Source organism: Enterococcus sp. DIV0703, assembly GCF_051711065.1.
GTDB lineage: Bacteria > Bacillota > Bacilli > Lactobacillales > Enterococcaceae > Enterococcus_B > Enterococcus_B hirae.
Genome location: NZ_JBIOLX010000001.1, coordinates 1,278,894 through 1,295,285, shown reverse-complemented (window position 1 = coordinate 1,295,285; position 16,392 = coordinate 1,278,894). Strand labels below are relative to the sequence as shown.

Below are 16,392 nucleotides of genomic sequence, written 5' to 3'. Positions count from 1 at the left end.
AAATCAAGAGGTTATTATTTTGCAATTATTGTTTATTATACAACCTATTAAATCTTTTTAAGATCAAAGGAGTGTCAATATGTCTTTTTTAGAAGGAAAGAAAATCGTCATTATGGGCGTCGCAAATAAGCGAAGTATTGCTTGGGGTTGTGCCGAAGCAATGATGAAACAAGGTGCTGAGATCATCTATACTTATCAAAATGAACGCATGAAAAAATCATTGCTTAAATTAGTCGGCGAAGATGCCTTTACGGTGGAATGTGATGTATCAAGTGATGAAAGTATTGAAAAAGCAATGGATGCAATCGGCGAATATGCTGGAGAAATCCACGGCCTAGTACACGCAATCGCATACGCAAACAAAGAAGAATTATCAGGAAACGTATCCGATATCTCACGTGACGGCTATCAATTAGCGCAAGATATCAGTAGCTATTCATTAATCGCTGTAACAAAATATGCACAAAAATATCTTGCACATAACAGCGGAATTGTAAGCATGTCTTATTTAGGATCAGAACGCGCTATTCCTAACTACAACATGATGGGAATCGCAAAAGCATCTTTAGAAGCAGCCATCCGTTACTTAGCTGCAGAACTATCTCCTAAAGGCATTCGTGTCAACGGTATTTCAGCTGGGGCGATCAAAACATTAGCGGTTACTGGCGTGAAAGATTACCAAAAATTGATTCAATTATCTGAATCACGTACACCAGATCAACAAGGTGTGACGATTGAAGAAGTCGGGAATGCCTGTGCCTTTTTAATTAGCCCATTATCAAGCGGAATGATTGGCGACATCGTTTATGTAGATAAAGGCGTCCACTTATCTTAAGAGAACCCTATTTACTTTAGTCATCCCATTTAAAACAACACGAATCGCTTTTTATTTAAGTAAGATAACGGAAAAATTCGTTTAACACTAACGAACTCACCGGTTTCAAATAAACTTTAAACGACGACCTACTATTGATAGGCTTATCAATATTGGGTCGTCGTATTTTGATTGATCCCTAAAGAAAATATGAGACCCAGACGATAATACGCATGAAATATGCCTATCTAGATTATTGTGGCAGATTACAAGCCATTTGATTGTTGATATATAAATAGTTTACATTTTAATATGAGTAAATTGTATTTTCTATTTGGTGATGGACAAACTCTTCTAAAGTAGTATGTGGCAAGAAAGCTTGTAAAACTAATTTTATAAAAAAACTAGGACAGATCATCTATATCTGTCCTAGAAATCGTAGCATCTCTTTTTTATTAGATTATACTGTTTGTTTATTCGACTACTTCGATCCAACCCTCAGGCGCTTCTACATCGCCAAACTGGATCCCTGTCAATTCATCATACAATTGTTTAGTTACAGGGCCAACTTCTGTTTCGCTATGGAAAACATGTAAGTTATTTTGATAATAGATCCCTCCGATCGGTGAGATGACCGCTGCTGTGCCACACGCTCCTGCTTCGGCAAATTGGTCTAATTGATCAATAAAGATATCTCCTTCGACAGCAGTTAAGCCTAAACGCTCTTCAGCCAATTGTAAGAGTGAATATTTCGTGATACTTGGTAAAATCGATGGCGATTGCGGTGTGATAAATTGCCCATCTTTAGTAATACCAAAGAAATTCGCTGCACCGACTTCTTCAATTTTCGTGTGAGTAGCAGGATCTAAATACACGCAGTCTGAATAATCTAATTCCTTCGCTTGTGTACCTGGCAACAGACTAGCTGCATAGTTCCCTCCTACTTTTGCTGCCCCTGTTCCATTAGGTGCTGCCCGGTCGTACTCTGATACGATAAAGTTCGTTGGTTTCAAACCACCTTTAAAGTAAGCACCAACTGGTGTACAGAAAACGACAAATAAGTACTCTGGCGCTGGGTGCACACCAATGTTTTCACCGACACCAATCAGAAAAGGACGTAAGTATAATGTTGCGCCTGTTCCATAAGGTGGTACAAATGCTTCGTTCGCTTTGACTACGTCTTTCACAGCTTCAATGAACATTTTTTCTGGTACCATCGGCATCAATAACCGTCTAGCACTTTGATTCAAACGACGGCTGTTTTGATCTGGTCGAAAAAGATTGATCTTGCCATCTTTTCTTCGGTAAGCTTTTAATCCTTCAAAGCATTGTTGTCCATAATGAAGCGCTGGAGAACCTTCATGGATTGTTAAATAGTTGTCTTCCGTCAATTCTCCTTTTTCCCATTGACCATCTTTCCACTTTGCAACGTAACGCCAAGGAGTTTTGATATATGAGAAACCTAAATTATTCCAATCCAATTGCATATTCATTCCACCTATCTTTGTTTTGTGAATATTTTAGCACTATCCTTGAGGTTTGTCATTTTATTTTTTGGAAAATTTCTGAAATTTGAAACAGTTTTGCTGATTTTCTTTTTCCCTTGTTCTTGTTACAATACAGTAGTGAGTATATATTTTAGAAAAGAGGATCTTATGTTTTTACAACTAGCGACAACAGCAACCACTTCCACAGGTGAAACATTAACTGACCAAGCAGTCCACCAAGTGAATGCTTTTCAACGTTTCTGGAATACGATCGATTGGGATGCAATTTTTGCAACCTTCATCCAAAAAGGACTTTATTTAGTTTTTTTAATTCTTTTATTTGCCATACTCAACCGTGTCGGAAAATATTTAATTGATAAATCTTTTAAACAATATTCTAAGAAATCGGTTTTGAATGAAAGTCGTTTAAAAACGTTACACAGTCTGTTAAATACGATTTTCCAATACACGATGGGTTTTTTCTTTATTTATGCGATTTTATCCGTCATTGGTGTTCCGATTGGTTCATTGTTGGCAGGAGCGGGAATTGCTGGGGTAGCAATTGGATTGGGCGCACAAGGCTTTATGAGTGATGTGATTACTGGCTTTTTCATTATTATGGAACAACAAATGGATGTCGGAGATTATGTAAAATTAGCAAATCTGTCAATTGAAGGAACAGTGGCTTCTGTCGGTATTCGGACGTTACAGCTAAAGGCTGTAGACGGTACGGTTCACTTTATTCCCAATCGAAACATCACGACTATCAGCAACCTATCCAGAGCGAATATGCAAGTTCTACTTGATATTCGCATCGTGCCGGAAGAAGGCTATGATTCTATCTACGAAATCATCGATCGTGTAAATCAACGATTAGCTGAAAAATACCAAGACGACTTACAAACTGAACCAACAATTTTTGGATTAGTCGATTTAGGGAACAGTAATTTTGCGATTCGAACCATTTGTTATGCCTTGAATGGAAAACAATTTGTTTTGAAAGAAGAATTTTTGAGTTCTTATGTAAAAGAATTGACAACAGCAGGATTTACCATTCCTAACAGCCCGATCAGCTTGAAATAAAAAAGATTGAGACGATTCCTTACGCTTTCCATTAAATGACCTTAATGGAGAAATAAGTGTAATCAGTCTCAATCTTTTTTGCTTTAATCGTTAACTAACGATGTCTAACTTTTCTTTTAATTCTTCGACTTTAGGCGAAACAATGTTTCGTCGTTCCAATTCATGCACCATATAGTTGACTGCCTTTAGTAGTTCTTTTCGAGTAATGATCCCTTTAAAAACTTTGTCTTCTGTAACAACCGGTAGAAAAGGTGAATCAACTAATAAATGGAGAACTTCTTCTAGTTCCCAATTTTCATCGATCGTTGCAACATTCGTTTCCATTACATCTGCAACGGTTAGTCCTTCTAATGGGTCCATGCTGATCGTTTGTAGATCGATCATTTTATTGACGACATCAGATAAGCTAACTAATCCCACAAAACGGTCATCTTTTCCTAGTACAGGGATCTTCGTATAACCTACTTTCGATAAAACAAGCAAACCATGTGATAATGGATGTTGATACATGACATTCGCTACATTTTCAGCTGAGATCAAAAAAGTCTCTCGATTTTGTAGCAATAACTCTCTTACAATCGGTCCAATCATTGGAGGGCCTCCATTTCAATTTCATTTCAACATAATTATTTTACCGAAAACGGATGCAAAATTCATATAAAAAATCGAGATTTTAGTAAAAATTAGAGATTTTTTGCTTACAAGGAAAAAGTGAAAGCCAGTTCCTCGACAGGTTGATGCGCTCGATTATAATATTGAACATTGACTTGTTCTCCACTGTGTTCAATCAAGGCATAAGAAGGGATTTGGATCGGTCCTCGTGGTTGCGAAATGCTTCCAGGATTCAAATACAAGACCCCTTCTACTACCTCACAACCAATTTGATGCGTATGACCAAAAAAGACCATTGTTGCTTGGTTGGCTTGCGCTTCAAGCGCTAATTGAGTAAGACCAAAACGAACATTTGCCAAATGTCCATGAGTGATAAATATTTTATCTTTCCCAGTATCAACCCACTCTTTTTCAACAAATCCCGGTCCGAAATCACAATTTCCCTTGACTACATGGAAGTGCGTCCACAATTGATCTTCTGGAGATAATTCTGAATCGCCACAGTGAAAGAAGAAATCCACTTTCGTTTGATAACGAGCAACTAGATCAGCTAAGATTTCCCGATCACCATGGTTATCACTGACAACTAAATATTTCATTTGTTTTCACCTTCCAACCAGCTTTGCCATACTTGGCTCAATTTCTTCATTGCTTGTGCCCGGTGGCTTACTTGGTTTTTTTCTACACTTGACATTTCGGCTGCAGTTTCAGTTGAACCGTCAGGAATAAATAGTGGATCATACCCAAAGCCGTTGTCTCCTCTTGGGATTCTTCCTACTTTTCCTGGCCATTGCGCTTCCACCACTAGACTTTCTTTATCCGGTGCAGCAAAAACCAAGGTGCAATGAAATTGCGCCGTTCTTTTCTCATCAGGAATCTCCGTCATCTCATAAAGTAATTTCGCATTGTTTCCTGCGTCACTTTTGTGTTCGCCGGCAAATCGTGCAGAGTAGATTCCTGGCATGCCACCTAAAGCATCTACTTTCAAACCAGAGTCATCAGCTAATACGGGTTGATTCAACAAATAAGCAATCGTTTCCGCCTTCAGCCGAGCATTTTCCTCAAACGTTGAACCAGTTTCTTCTACATCAGGTAATTCAGGATAGTCAAACAATGTTTTGACTTCATAACCAGCTTTGCCAAACATCGCTTTAAATTCTTCTGCTTTCCCAGCATTTTTGGTAGCAATAACGATCGTCTTCAAATCGTCCTCTCTTTCTGCTCGTTGCTCGAACAAGACATTTTTTTGTTCAAGAATCAATTGCTCAATCGCCGTTTTCCCATAAAAGAGCAGATCGTTTAATTGTTCTCCATCAAAGGTTGCTTCTTCCCCAGTTCCTTGAATCTCGACAAATTTGCCAGATTCAGTCATGACTAGATTCATATCGACTAGCGCTGCAGCATCTTCTTCATAATCTAAATCTGCCACACATGTCTGATCGGGTAAAATCCCAACACTGATAGCAGCTAAATGTTCAATAACTGGATCTTCACGTAAAACTTTTGTTTGAAGTAACTTTTCGACTGCTAATTTTAACGCAATAAAAGCTCCTGTGATGCTAGCCGTTCTTGTCCCACCATCTGCTTGCAAAACATCGCAATCAATGATAATACTACGTTCGCCTAACTTTTTCAGATCAACGACCGCTCTTAACGAACGACCAATCAACCGTTGGATTTCCATTGTGCGTCCTGAAAGTTTTCCTTTGCTGCTTTCTCTTCGATTTCTAGTATGAGTCGCACGTGGCAACATGCTATATTCTGCTGTTACCCAACCAGTTCCTGTTTCTCTTAAAAATGGCGGAACGTTTTCTTCAATCGTAGCAGAACAATTGACGATCGTATCACCAAAGTGAATCATAACAGAACCTTCTGGATGTTTAAAAACATTTGTTTCAATCTTTATTTTTCTTAACTGCTGAGGTTGTCTTCCATCGTGACGCATCTGTTATTTTCCTCCTAATTCAATATGCTCAACATTCAACTGATCGAGCATCAACCAATCTTGTGCAATCTCTTTAAAAAGCTTAGCTGAACCAGTCGTATAGAATTGGCATAACGTCCGCCCCTCATTGACTGAATTGCTGATTTCAAAATAGTCCAGCAACATCGAAACTTCCCCGACAGTCTCTGCACCTGAATCGATTAATGTTACACTTTCTCCCATAACGTTTTGGATAATCGGACGTAACAAAGGGTAATGGGTACAACCCAATACTAATGTATCGATTTTCTTAGTAACCAATGGCGCTAGTGTCTGGGCAACGATTTTTTTTGCAACTGACGAATGATATTCATTACTTTCCACTACCGAAACGAATTTTGGACAAGCCAAACTAGTCACGGCAAGTTCAGGTACCTTCGTTTTCAGCGCTGTTTCATAAGCACGACTTTTGATCGTTCCAAGGGTTCCAATAATCCCTACTTGTTTATTTCTTGTTTGTTTAACAGCTGCTCTTGTCCCAGGTAAGATCACACCAATGACTGGAATAGGAAGTGCCGCCTTGATTTCTTCTAAAGCAACCGCAGTAGCAGTATTACAGGCAATCACTAACATTTTGATGTTTTGTTCCACCAAATGATTCGTCATTTCCCAAGTAAATTCGATCACTTGTTCTGCCGGTCTAGGACCATAGGGGCAACGGGCAGTATCTCCAACATATAAGATATTTTCATTTGGTAATTGTTTCAATGCTTCTTTGACCACCGTCAATCCACCAACACCTGAATCAATAAAACCAATCGGGCGATTATCAGTCAATAGTATCATCCTTTTTTCTCAATAAATTCTATCTTCCTTATTGTGGACTTTTTAAGGTGATTTTTCAAGTACTACCTTTGTACTTCTATCCATAAAGCTTGAATAGCTCACACAGTCGATCTAAAGAATCACTAGTTTGACTTAATGATCTTAAGTTAGTTGTTTTTAGCAGATGAAGATTGCTCTTTATCTACACTTATCATGAATGATTGCGATTCGTTTTAGAGATACTAGAAGAGACTGAGACAAGTTTTGTCCCAGTCTCTGAGCAATTATGGTTTATCGACTAACTTCAGCTGATTCTTGAGATAAAGAATTCATTTGTTTTATATTTTTGTTTGGTTTTGGTAGAGTATTTTGTTCCGATCCTCGATTACTTAGTCTTTGATTCAATGGTAATGGAACTTGATCTATTGGATTTAGGTTTGTTCTATCTAGTTCGGGAAGCTTACTTAGCAAAGTTGTTTTTCCATTGATTATTTCGTTAAGCTCTTTTTTATCTTCTTTAGTAAGAGTAAGCATATAAGGTATATTGCGTCTATTTATTTCATTAAGTTTTCTGCTACCAATAAATTCCGCCATCGTAGATAGCATTTTGGGTTCTACCTTTTGGTTCTCTTTAAGTGCTAATGCAGTGTTCATTGCTCGAGATAACAAAAGCGCGTTGTCATCCACTACTTCAGCTATAGTCTTCCCATTTATTTTAATGTCTGCTTCATTTTCTTGTTTTTTATCTGTTTGTTGTTTCGCTCTTTCTCTGATTATATCCCGAAGTGCTTCTTTTTCTTCTATTCTCATGACAAGATTATCAGAAAGTGTATCCATATACTTTTCATCAAGATAACTATTCTCAATGGTAATTGCTATTTCATGTAAATCCTTTGGAGAGGTAGTTTTATTCTCTGAAAGTTGATAATTTACTTTTATTGTTTCAGCCAATAGGGAGACTATCTTATTCTGTACCACAGCATTTAATAGATTAATCCGGGCTGGTGCTTTTGGTAAAGTTCCTGGTTTTGGCGACGTATTTGGTTCCAAGCCTGGAGTATTCTCACTTTGATTTAGTAGAGTTCTTAAATTTGGTTTTGGTGATGTCTGTAGTGGATTCTTTGGTTTTGAATCTAAATTGTTTAGTCCTTGACTTAATGTTGAACTTAGGTTCATTTTAGCTGGTTCTTGTGAAATTTCGAGTTCCTTATTTAGCAATGTTGTTTTTTCATTTGTTATTTCATTAAGCTCTTTTTTATCTTCTTTAGTCAGAGTAAGCATATAAGGCATATTGCGTCTATTTATTTCATTAAGTTTTCTGCTACCAATAAATTCCGCCATCATAGATAGTATTTCTGGTTTTACCTTTTCGTTCTCTTTAAGTTCTAATGCTGTGTCCATTGCTCGAGATAGCAATAGTGCGTTGTCATCTAGTACTTCAGCTATGGTCTTCCCATTTATTTTAATGTCTGCTTCATTTTCTTGTTTTTTTTCTGTTTGTTGTTTCGCTCTTTCTCTGATCATATCCCGAAGTGTCTCTTTATCTTCTCTTGTCATGACAAGAGCGTTTGAAACCGTATCTATATACTTTTTATCAAGAGAACTATTCTCAATGGTAATTGCTATATTATGTAAATCCTTTGGAGAGATAGTTTTATTCTCTGAAAGTTGGTAAGCTACTTTTATTTCTTCAGCCAATAGGGATACGATCTTATCATTTATTACACTATTTGAGAATATATTCCGAAGCTTGTCTTTGTCTGCTTGTGTCAAGGCAAGCGTACGCATGAGCTCCAGTTTCTGGTCTATATTTAGGTTTAAATTCACAACCTCATTTGCTATCCTACGTAGTTTATTCGGGTTTGCAGGTCGTTTCTCTGAAAGCTGATGCTTATTTGTAATAGTAGTAGCAACAGCATGTACATTCTGCTGAAATAATTGTTCTGATTCTGTTGATTTTTTTTTGACATTATTACGTCTTTCATTCGCAATATGTTTTGCTATTTCCTTTAGATCATATTGGGCGTTAGGTTTGTATTTTTTTATAATAGCTATATTAGCAGCTTTCTTTTGTTCTTCGTATATAGACAGAAGAGTGTCTTGACCTTTTTCTGGTATTTTAAGTTCGAAAATAACTTCTCTTTTCTGTTCATCACTAAGATCTAATTTCGCAATCTTTTTTGCTGTTTTATTTAGTTTTTCTGGGGAGTTAGATTGATCCTCTGAAAGTTCATATGTATTTGTAATAGCTAGAGTAGCAACTTTCTTAATTACTTGTATTTTTTTTAGTTCTTTGTATATTGCCCGAAGAGTGTCTCTATCTTCTGTTTCTATTTCAAGTAGATGAATAATTTCCTTTTCCTTTTCCTGTGCTTTACTAAGATTTAAATCTATAAGCTCATTTGCTATTGCCTTTAGTTTCTCTTGAGGGGTCGTTTTTTCAACTGAAAGTTGATATTTACTTGAAATAGCTGTAGCTACAGTAAATATTTTCCAATTCAATTTCTCCTCAAATTTGTTTAAGTACATTTCTCGAAGAGTGTCTTGATCTTTTTCTGGTATTTCAAGTATTCTAATAACTTCTCTTTTCTGTTCATCACTAAGATCTAATTTCGTAATCTTTTTTGCTATTGTATTTAGTTTCTCTTGAGGAGTCGTTTTTTCAACTGAAAGTTGATATTTACTTGAAATAGCTGTAGCTATACTAACTCTTTCCCCATTCAAGTTCTTCTCTAATTCGTCCGAGTACATTTCTCGGAGAGTGGTTTTATCTTTTTCTGGTATTTTAAGTTCGAGAATAACCTCTCTTTTCTGTTCATCACTAAGATCTAAAGCCACAATCGTTTTTGCTATTTTATTTAGTTTTTCTGGGGAGTTAGATTGATCCTTTGAAAGTTCATATATATTTGTAATAGTTAGAGTAGCAGCTTTTATGTTAGCGTATTTCTGACTTTCTTGTGTTTTTTTAAGTTCGTTATATATTGTCCTAAGAGTTTTTCTATCTCTTGTTTTCATTTCAAGTAGGTGAAAAATATCCTTTCCAATTCCCTGTACTTCACTAGGATTTAAATCCATAAGCTCATTTGCTATTGCCTTTAGTTTCTCTTGAGGGGTCGTTTTTTCAATTGAAAGTAGATATTTACTTGAAATAGCTGTAGCTATACTAACTCTTTCCCAATGCAATTTCTGCAATTTCTTCTCTAATTTGTTCGAATACATCTTTCGAAGAGTGTCTTTATCTTTTTTTGGTATTTCAAGTTCGAGAATAACCTCTCTTTTCTGTTCGTCACTAAGATCTAAATCCACAATCGTTTTTGCTATTGCCTTTAAATTATTCTGGGAGTTAGGTTGATCCTCTGAAAGTTTATATATATTTGTAATAGCTAGAGTAACAGCTTTTATGTTAGCGTCTTTCTGACTTTCTTGTATTATTTTTAATTCTTTGTATATTGACCGAAGAGTGTCTTTATCTTTTTTTGGTATTTCAAGTTCGAGAATAACCTTTCTTTTCTGTTCATCACTAAGATCTAAATCCACAATCGTTTTTGCTATTGCCTTTAAATTACTCTGGGAGTTAGGTTGATCCTCTGAAAGTTTATATATGTTTGTAAAAGCTATAGTAACAGCTTTTACGTTAGCGTCTTTCTGACTTTCTTGTATTTTTTTTAATTCTTTGTATATTGTCCGAAGGGTGTCTCTGTCTTTTGTTTCTATTTCAAGTAGGTAAATAATCTCATGTTCCTGTAATGTACTAAGATTTCGATTTATAAGCTCATTTGCTATTGCCTTTAATTTCTCTTGAGGAGTAGTTTTTTCAACTGAAAGTTCATATGTATTTGTAATAGCTATAGTAGCAGCTTTTATTTCAGCGTCTTTCTGACTTTCTTGTGTTTGCAATAAGTCTCGTTTTTCTCTGTATATTTCCTCAAGAGTAGCTCGATCTTCTTTTGAGATTTCAAGTTTAGCAATAACCTCCCTTTCCTGTTCTTCACCAAGATTTAAATCCAGGATCTCAGTTGCTATTGTCTCTAGTTTCTCTTTGGGGACAGATTGGTTCTCTAAAAGTTGATATTTATTTGTAATAGCTAGAGTAGCATTATTTATTACCTGCGTTATTAATTCATTTACCTTGGGAATTTGATCATTTAGAAGCTCATATACATCATCTCTATTTATAATATGTAGATCGGAAATAAAGTTATAACACGTACTAGGTTTCAAAGGAAGATAATAGAATTTATCAAGGTCTTCAATTAGTGCAGCTTTTGTTTTTTCCGATAAAGGCGTGTTTGAATTAAGGTTATGTTGTTCATTAAGATAGTCAATAAAAAAGGTTCTATCTATGCTTTCCATTTCAATAGTTCTTTGTTGTAACAGGTTTTTCTCTTCTGGATTCAATGGACGATTGGAGATGTTTCCTTCGCTTGAAGTTGGATCATCTTTAGAAAGATCTTTATCTAATGCTACTAGTGTTTCCATATTAGTAGATTGCTTTTTCTCTTCAGTTAGTTCATAAGCAAGAGCAGGCTGATCTTCGGGCTGTGCTATTCTATTGCTTGGTTGTAACAGTTTTTTCTCTTCTGAATTCAATGGAAGATTGGAGATGTTTCCTTCGCTTGAAGTTGGATCATCTTTAGAAAGATCTTTATCTAATGCTACTAGTGTTTCCATATTAGTAGATTGCTTTTTCTCTTCAGTTAGTTCATAAGCAAGAGCAGGCTGATCTTTGGGCTGTGCTATTCTATTTCTTGGTTGTAACAGTTTTTTCTCTTCTGGATTCAATGGAAGAAGTAAAAGGATTCCTGCGGTTGAATTTGGATCATATTTAGAAAGTTCTTTACCTAATGCTACTAATGTTTTCACATTAGTATGTTGATTTTTCAGTTTATACTTTTTGGTTAATCTATAAGCAAGATTAGGCTGATTTTCGGGTTTTACTATTCTATTTCTTGGTTGTAACAGGTTTTTCTCTTCTGGAATCAGCGGAAGATGTAAGAGGATTCCTGCGGTTGAATCTGAATCATATTTAGAAAGTTCTCTATCTAATTTTGCGAATGTCACCGGATCAGTACGTTCCATTTTTAGGTTATACTTAACGGTTAACCTATCAGCAAGTTCAAGTCGATCTTCGGGTTTTACTATTCTATTTCTTGGTTGTAACAGGTTTTTCTCTTCTGGGATCAGCGGAAGATGTAAGAGGATTCCTGCGGTTGAATCTGGATCATATCTAGAAAGATCTTTTCCTAATGCTACGAATGTTTTTAGATTAGTATGTTGATGTTTTAGTTTATACTTTTTGGTTATTCTATAAGCAAGTTCAAGCTGATCTTCGGGCTGTACTATTCTATTTCTTGGTTTTAACTGTTTTTTCTCTTCTGGAATCAATGGAAGATGTAAGAGGATTCCTTCGGTTGAATCCGGATCATATCTAGAAAGATCTTTTCCTAATGCTGCCATTGTTTTCAGATTAGTATGTTTATTTTTTAGTTTATACTTATCGATTAATCTATCAGCAAGTTCAAACTGATCTTCGGGCTGTACTATTCTATTTCTTGGTTGTAACAGGTCTTTCTCTTCTGGAATCAGTGGAAGATGTAACAGGATTCCTTCGATTGTAGCTGGATCATATCTAGAAAGTTCTCTACCTAATTTTGCGAATTTCTCCGGATTAGTACGTTCCATTTTTAGTTCGTACTTATTGGTTAGTCTATAAGCATGACTTTGCTGATCTTCAGGCCGTACTATTCTATTTCTTGGTTGAAACAGGTTTTTCTTTTCTGGAGTCAATGGAAGATAGAAGAGGATTCCTTCGATTGTAGCTGGGTCATATTTAGAAAGATCTTTTTCTAAAGCTACTAGTGCTTTCATATCATCAGATTTATTTTTCTCAAGTTTATACTTATTAGTTAGTTCATAAGCAAGTGAAGGCTGATCTTCGGCTTGTACAATTACTTTTTTTCCGTTTTTTTTATTTAGTTTCAACCTATCCTTTAGTCTATAAAAAATACCACGCTGATTTTTGGACTGTACGCTTACTTTCTCTCCATTTTTTTTATTTAGTTTTTCCATGTTGTTTTCTCCTTTGCACTTTTATATACTGCTTTATAAATTTATCAGAAAAAAAAGGACATCAAAAACTTTTATTCCCAAATAAAGAAATTCTTGGAATTTAATACCATGGTATTTGTTCAAATTTTAGAATATTATTTTTAATTTCTGAAAATAATTAGTCAAGAATAGTGTTTTCAAAAAGATTATGCATGAATAAAGTTTTATTTGAGTCCACTTATACATAACTATTTCTTTCATAATTTTTTTCTGAATATATTTGCGTAACCACGTGTAGTGATTTGAAAAAAATAGTATTCCTGTATAAAAATATAGAAATACGTAATTTACGGATTTAATTCAATGCCATCATGAAAAATAGAAACTTTTTGATTAATTAACGAACAAATGTGAGAAAACAAAAAAATCTGAGAAAGAATGGGGTACCTTCTTGCCCAGATTTGATTTTGCATCACTCATCAGTACTTATTGACGTAGAGATGAAAAATATTAATCATCCCTAAAACAGCAAGAGCCGAACAATCCCTTTTCAGAAAATGATTCGGCTTGAGCAATTATGGTTCATCGACTAAATTCATCTAAACCTTTAGATAAGTGAATCGTTGGGTTTATTGGAGTCTGTGGTTTCGAGCTTAGACTGTTTACTCTTTTTAAAGGATTACCTTTTGATGCATTTGGTTTTAGCGATATCGGTGGTTCCGATCCTAGATTATCCTCACTTTTCTTTAGTAGAGATCTTAATTTTGATTTTAATGACGTCTGTAGTGGCGTAGTAGGTTTTGATTCAAGATTATTTAGTCCCTGACTTAATGTTGAGCTTGGGTTCGTTTTAGCTGATTCTTGTAAAGTTTCTACCTGGTTTAGCAACGTTGTTTTTTTATTTATTAATTCATTAAGTTTATCTCTATCTATTTCTGGTATTTCAAGTTCGAAAATAATCTCTCTTTTCTGTTGCTTATTAAGATTTAAATTCAAAATCTCATTTGCTATTGCATCTAGTTTTTTTGGGGGATTAGGTTGGTCCTCTGAAAGTTGATAGTTGGTTATAATAGTTAGAGTTGCATCATCTACTCCATGATAAAAGAACACTTCATCGTCTGTCTTATTTTTTTGTATTTTTAACAAGTCTTGTCTTTCTCTGTACATTGTCTTAAGAGCGACTCTATCCTCTTTTGATAGTTCAAGTACTCTAATAACCACCCTTTTTTGTTGCTCACTAAGATTTAAATCTATAATCTCATTTACCATTTTCTCTAGTTTATCTCGGAAGGTAGGTCGGTCATTCGAAAGTTGATATTTATTTGTAATAGCTATAGTAGCATCATTTATTCCCTTAAAAAAAAATGGTGCTGCTTCGGCAAAATTTCTTCGGATAATTCGTTTCTTATTGTTATTTTTATTAACTAATTGTGCCCCATCGCCACCATGTCCATTTTGTGTCCGATCATTTACTCTAGAGTCTGTCTTACTTTCTTTTATTTTTGGCAATATCTCAAGTTTTCTGTATATTCTCCAAAAAGCTTCTCTATCAGCTTCTGGTATTTCAAGACCCTTAATAACCTCTCTTTTTTGTTCATCACTAAGGTTTAAATCTATAATCTCTTTTGCTATTGCCTTTAGTTTCCTATGATGAGTAGCTTGATCTTCTGAAAGTTCATATTTATTTGTAATATAAGTAACTGAATCATGTACTAGCTGATTAAATAACTGTAATGCTTTAGCCCCTCTTATTATAACTTCTAACTTACTTTGGGGTGGTGTTGGCCATCTCTGTAATTCTTTAAATATTTCCAGAAGAACATCTTTATATTCGCTTTGTATTCCAAGATAGATAATAACCTCTTTCTTCTGTTCCTCGCTTAATTTTAAATTTAAAATCTCTTTTGCTATTTTCCTTAACTCCTCTTCGGAGACAAATAGTTGAAATTTATTTATAATGCCTATAACTGCATCACCTATTTGCTGATAAAATGATACTTTATCTTCACCTTTTGTGTTCTCATCTAATTTAGCACCTGTCTTACTTTCTTGCGCTGTTAAAAAGTCTTGTCTTTCTCTATATATTGTTTGAAGAGTGGCTCGATCTTCTTCTGATATTTTAAGCTCGAAAATAACCTCTCTTTTGTATTCTTCACTAAGATTTAAATCCATAATTTCCTTTGCTATTGCCTTTAGTTTCTCTTCGGGGACAGATTGGTTCTCTGAAAGCTGATATTTATTGATAATAGCTATAGTAGCATGAACAGCAGCATTGTTTGCTTGCTGATAAAATAACTGTTCTGCTTTCATCAAATTTATTTTGTATATTTTCCAAAGAGTGGCACTATCTTCTGTTTGTAGTCCAAGTTGGAAAATAACCTCCTCTTTTTGTTCCCCACTAAGATTTAAATCCATTATCTCATCTGCTATTGCCTTTAGTTTATTTTCGGGGATAGATAGCTGATATTTATTTATGATAGCTATAGCTACATCATCTACTTGCTGATAAAATAATATTTCATCGTCATCTTTTGTAATCTCTTTTAAATTAGCATCTGTCTTACTTTCCTGTGTTTTCAATGTGTCTTGTTTTTTTCTGTATATTTTCCGAAGAGTGGCTCGATCTTCTTTTAATAGTTCAAGTTTAGCTATAACCGCCCTTTTCATTTCCTCATCAAAATTTAAATCCATGACCTCATTTGCTATTGCCTCTAGTTTTTCTTCGGAGACAGTGTGGTTCTCTAAAAGTTGGTATTTATTTGTAATAGCTATAGTAGCATCATCTGTTAGCTGCGCTATTAATTCATTCATCTTTAGAAATTGATCATCTTTAAGCCTAGTTAATTCCCTTCTAGTTATATTCAGATCGAAAATAAAGTTATGACACGTACTAGTTTTTAAAGGAATATAATAGAATTTATCAAGGTCTTCAATTAGTGCAGCTTTCGTTTCTTCCGACAAAGGCATGTTTGAATTAAGTCTATGTTTTTCATTAAGATAGTTAATAAAAAAGGTTCTATTATTACTATTTATTTCTATATTTCTTTGTTGTAACAGATTTTTCTCTTCTAGAAAAGATTTTAGATAGGAGGGGATTTCTTCAGTTGAAGCTTGATCATCTTTAGAAAGATCTTTATCCAATGCTGCTGATGTTTCCAGATCAGTACGTTTCTTTTTCGTAAATTTATACTTATTGAATAGTCTATAAAAAAAACCACGCTGATCTTGGGACTGTATGCTAACTTTCTCTTCATTGTTTTTATTTATATTCTGTTCCTTGTTTGGCATGCTGTTTTCTCCTTTGAGATTTTATATACGCTTTATAAATTTATCAGAAAAAAAAGGACATCAAAAACTTTTATTTCTAAACAAAGAAATTCTTGGGATTTAATACTATTGCATTTATTCAAAATCTAGATTATCGTTTTTAATCTCTGGGAATATTTGGTCATAAATAGTATTCTCAAAGGATTCTACATCAACAGAATTTTATTTAGGTACTGCTATACCTAACTATTTCTTTAAAAATAATTTTTTGAATATTTGGCATCCAAGTGCGGTGATTTGCAAAAATAGTATTACTTTATAAAAACAGAAGA

At 34.7% G+C, this 16,392-nt stretch carries 9 protein-coding genes; 2 read left to right on the top strand and 7 right to left on the bottom strand.

The window, feature by feature from the left end:
- Positions 1 to 79 precede the first annotated feature (79 nt).
- Positions 80 to 835: an enoyl-ACP reductase FabI gene (gene fabI / locus IGK81_RS05865; RefSeq protein ID WP_010719275.1), complete on the top strand. Its 756-nt coding sequence runs from the start codon at positions 80 to 82 to the stop codon at positions 833 to 835.
- A 452-nt stretch (positions 836 to 1,287) separates the two neighbouring features.
- Here the strand turns inward: fabI and IGK81_RS05860 are convergent, their stop codons facing one another.
- The gene (locus tag IGK81_RS05860; protein WP_034697772.1) at positions 1,288 to 2,301 is read right to left on the bottom strand and encodes a branched-chain amino acid aminotransferase; all 1,014 of its coding nucleotides are present in this window, start codon (positions 2,299 to 2,301) and stop codon (positions 1,288 to 1,290) included.
- 168 nt (positions 2,302 to 2,469) lie between these two features.
- Here IGK81_RS05860 and IGK81_RS05855 point away from each other — a divergent pair, with 168 nt between their 5' ends.
- The gene (locus IGK81_RS05855) at positions 2,470 to 3,384 is read left to right on the top strand and encodes a mechanosensitive ion channel family protein (RefSeq protein ID WP_034697771.1); all 915 of its coding nucleotides are present in this window, start codon (positions 2,470 to 2,472) and stop codon (positions 3,382 to 3,384) included.
- 90 nt (positions 3,385 to 3,474) lie between these two features.
- Here IGK81_RS05855 and cbpB read toward each other — a convergent pair whose 3' ends face one another.
- From cbpB to IGK81_RS05825, 6 genes are all read right to left on the bottom strand, one after another.
- Positions 3,475 to 3,975 (bottom strand): cyclic-di-AMP-binding protein CbpB, encoded by a 501-nt coding sequence (gene cbpB, locus IGK81_RS05850; RefSeq protein ID WP_010719279.1) that lies wholly within the window; start codon positions 3,973 to 3,975, stop codon positions 3,475 to 3,477.
- A 107-nt stretch (positions 3,976 to 4,082) separates the two neighbouring features.
- Positions 4,083 to 4,595: a metallophosphoesterase gene (locus IGK81_RS05845; RefSeq protein WP_010737496.1), complete on the bottom strand. Its 513-nt coding sequence runs from the start codon at positions 4,593 to 4,595 to the stop codon at positions 4,083 to 4,085.
- Entirely contained in the window at positions 4,592 to 5,941 is a 1,350-nt protein-coding gene (rph, locus tag IGK81_RS05840) for a ribonuclease PH (RefSeq protein WP_034697770.1), read from the bottom strand. The genes IGK81_RS05845 and rph overlap by 4 nt, the downstream gene beginning before the upstream one ends.
- A gap of 3 nt (positions 5,942 to 5,944) precedes the next feature.
- Entirely contained in the window at positions 5,945 to 6,766 is an 822-nt protein-coding gene (gene racE, locus IGK81_RS05835) for a glutamate racemase (protein ID WP_010737494.1), read from the bottom strand.
- Positions 6,767 to 7,036: 270 nt separating this feature from the next.
- Positions 7,037 to 12,814 (bottom strand): hypothetical protein, encoded by a 5,778-nt coding sequence (locus tag IGK81_RS05830; RefSeq protein ID WP_438757694.1) that lies wholly within the window; start codon positions 12,812 to 12,814, stop codon positions 7,037 to 7,039.
- A 561-nt stretch (positions 12,815 to 13,375) separates the two neighbouring features.
- Entirely contained in the window at positions 13,376 to 16,081 is a 2,706-nt protein-coding gene (locus tag IGK81_RS05825) for a hypothetical protein (RefSeq protein ID WP_051641774.1), read from the bottom strand.
- Between the last annotated feature and the right edge of the window lie 311 nt (positions 16,082 to 16,392).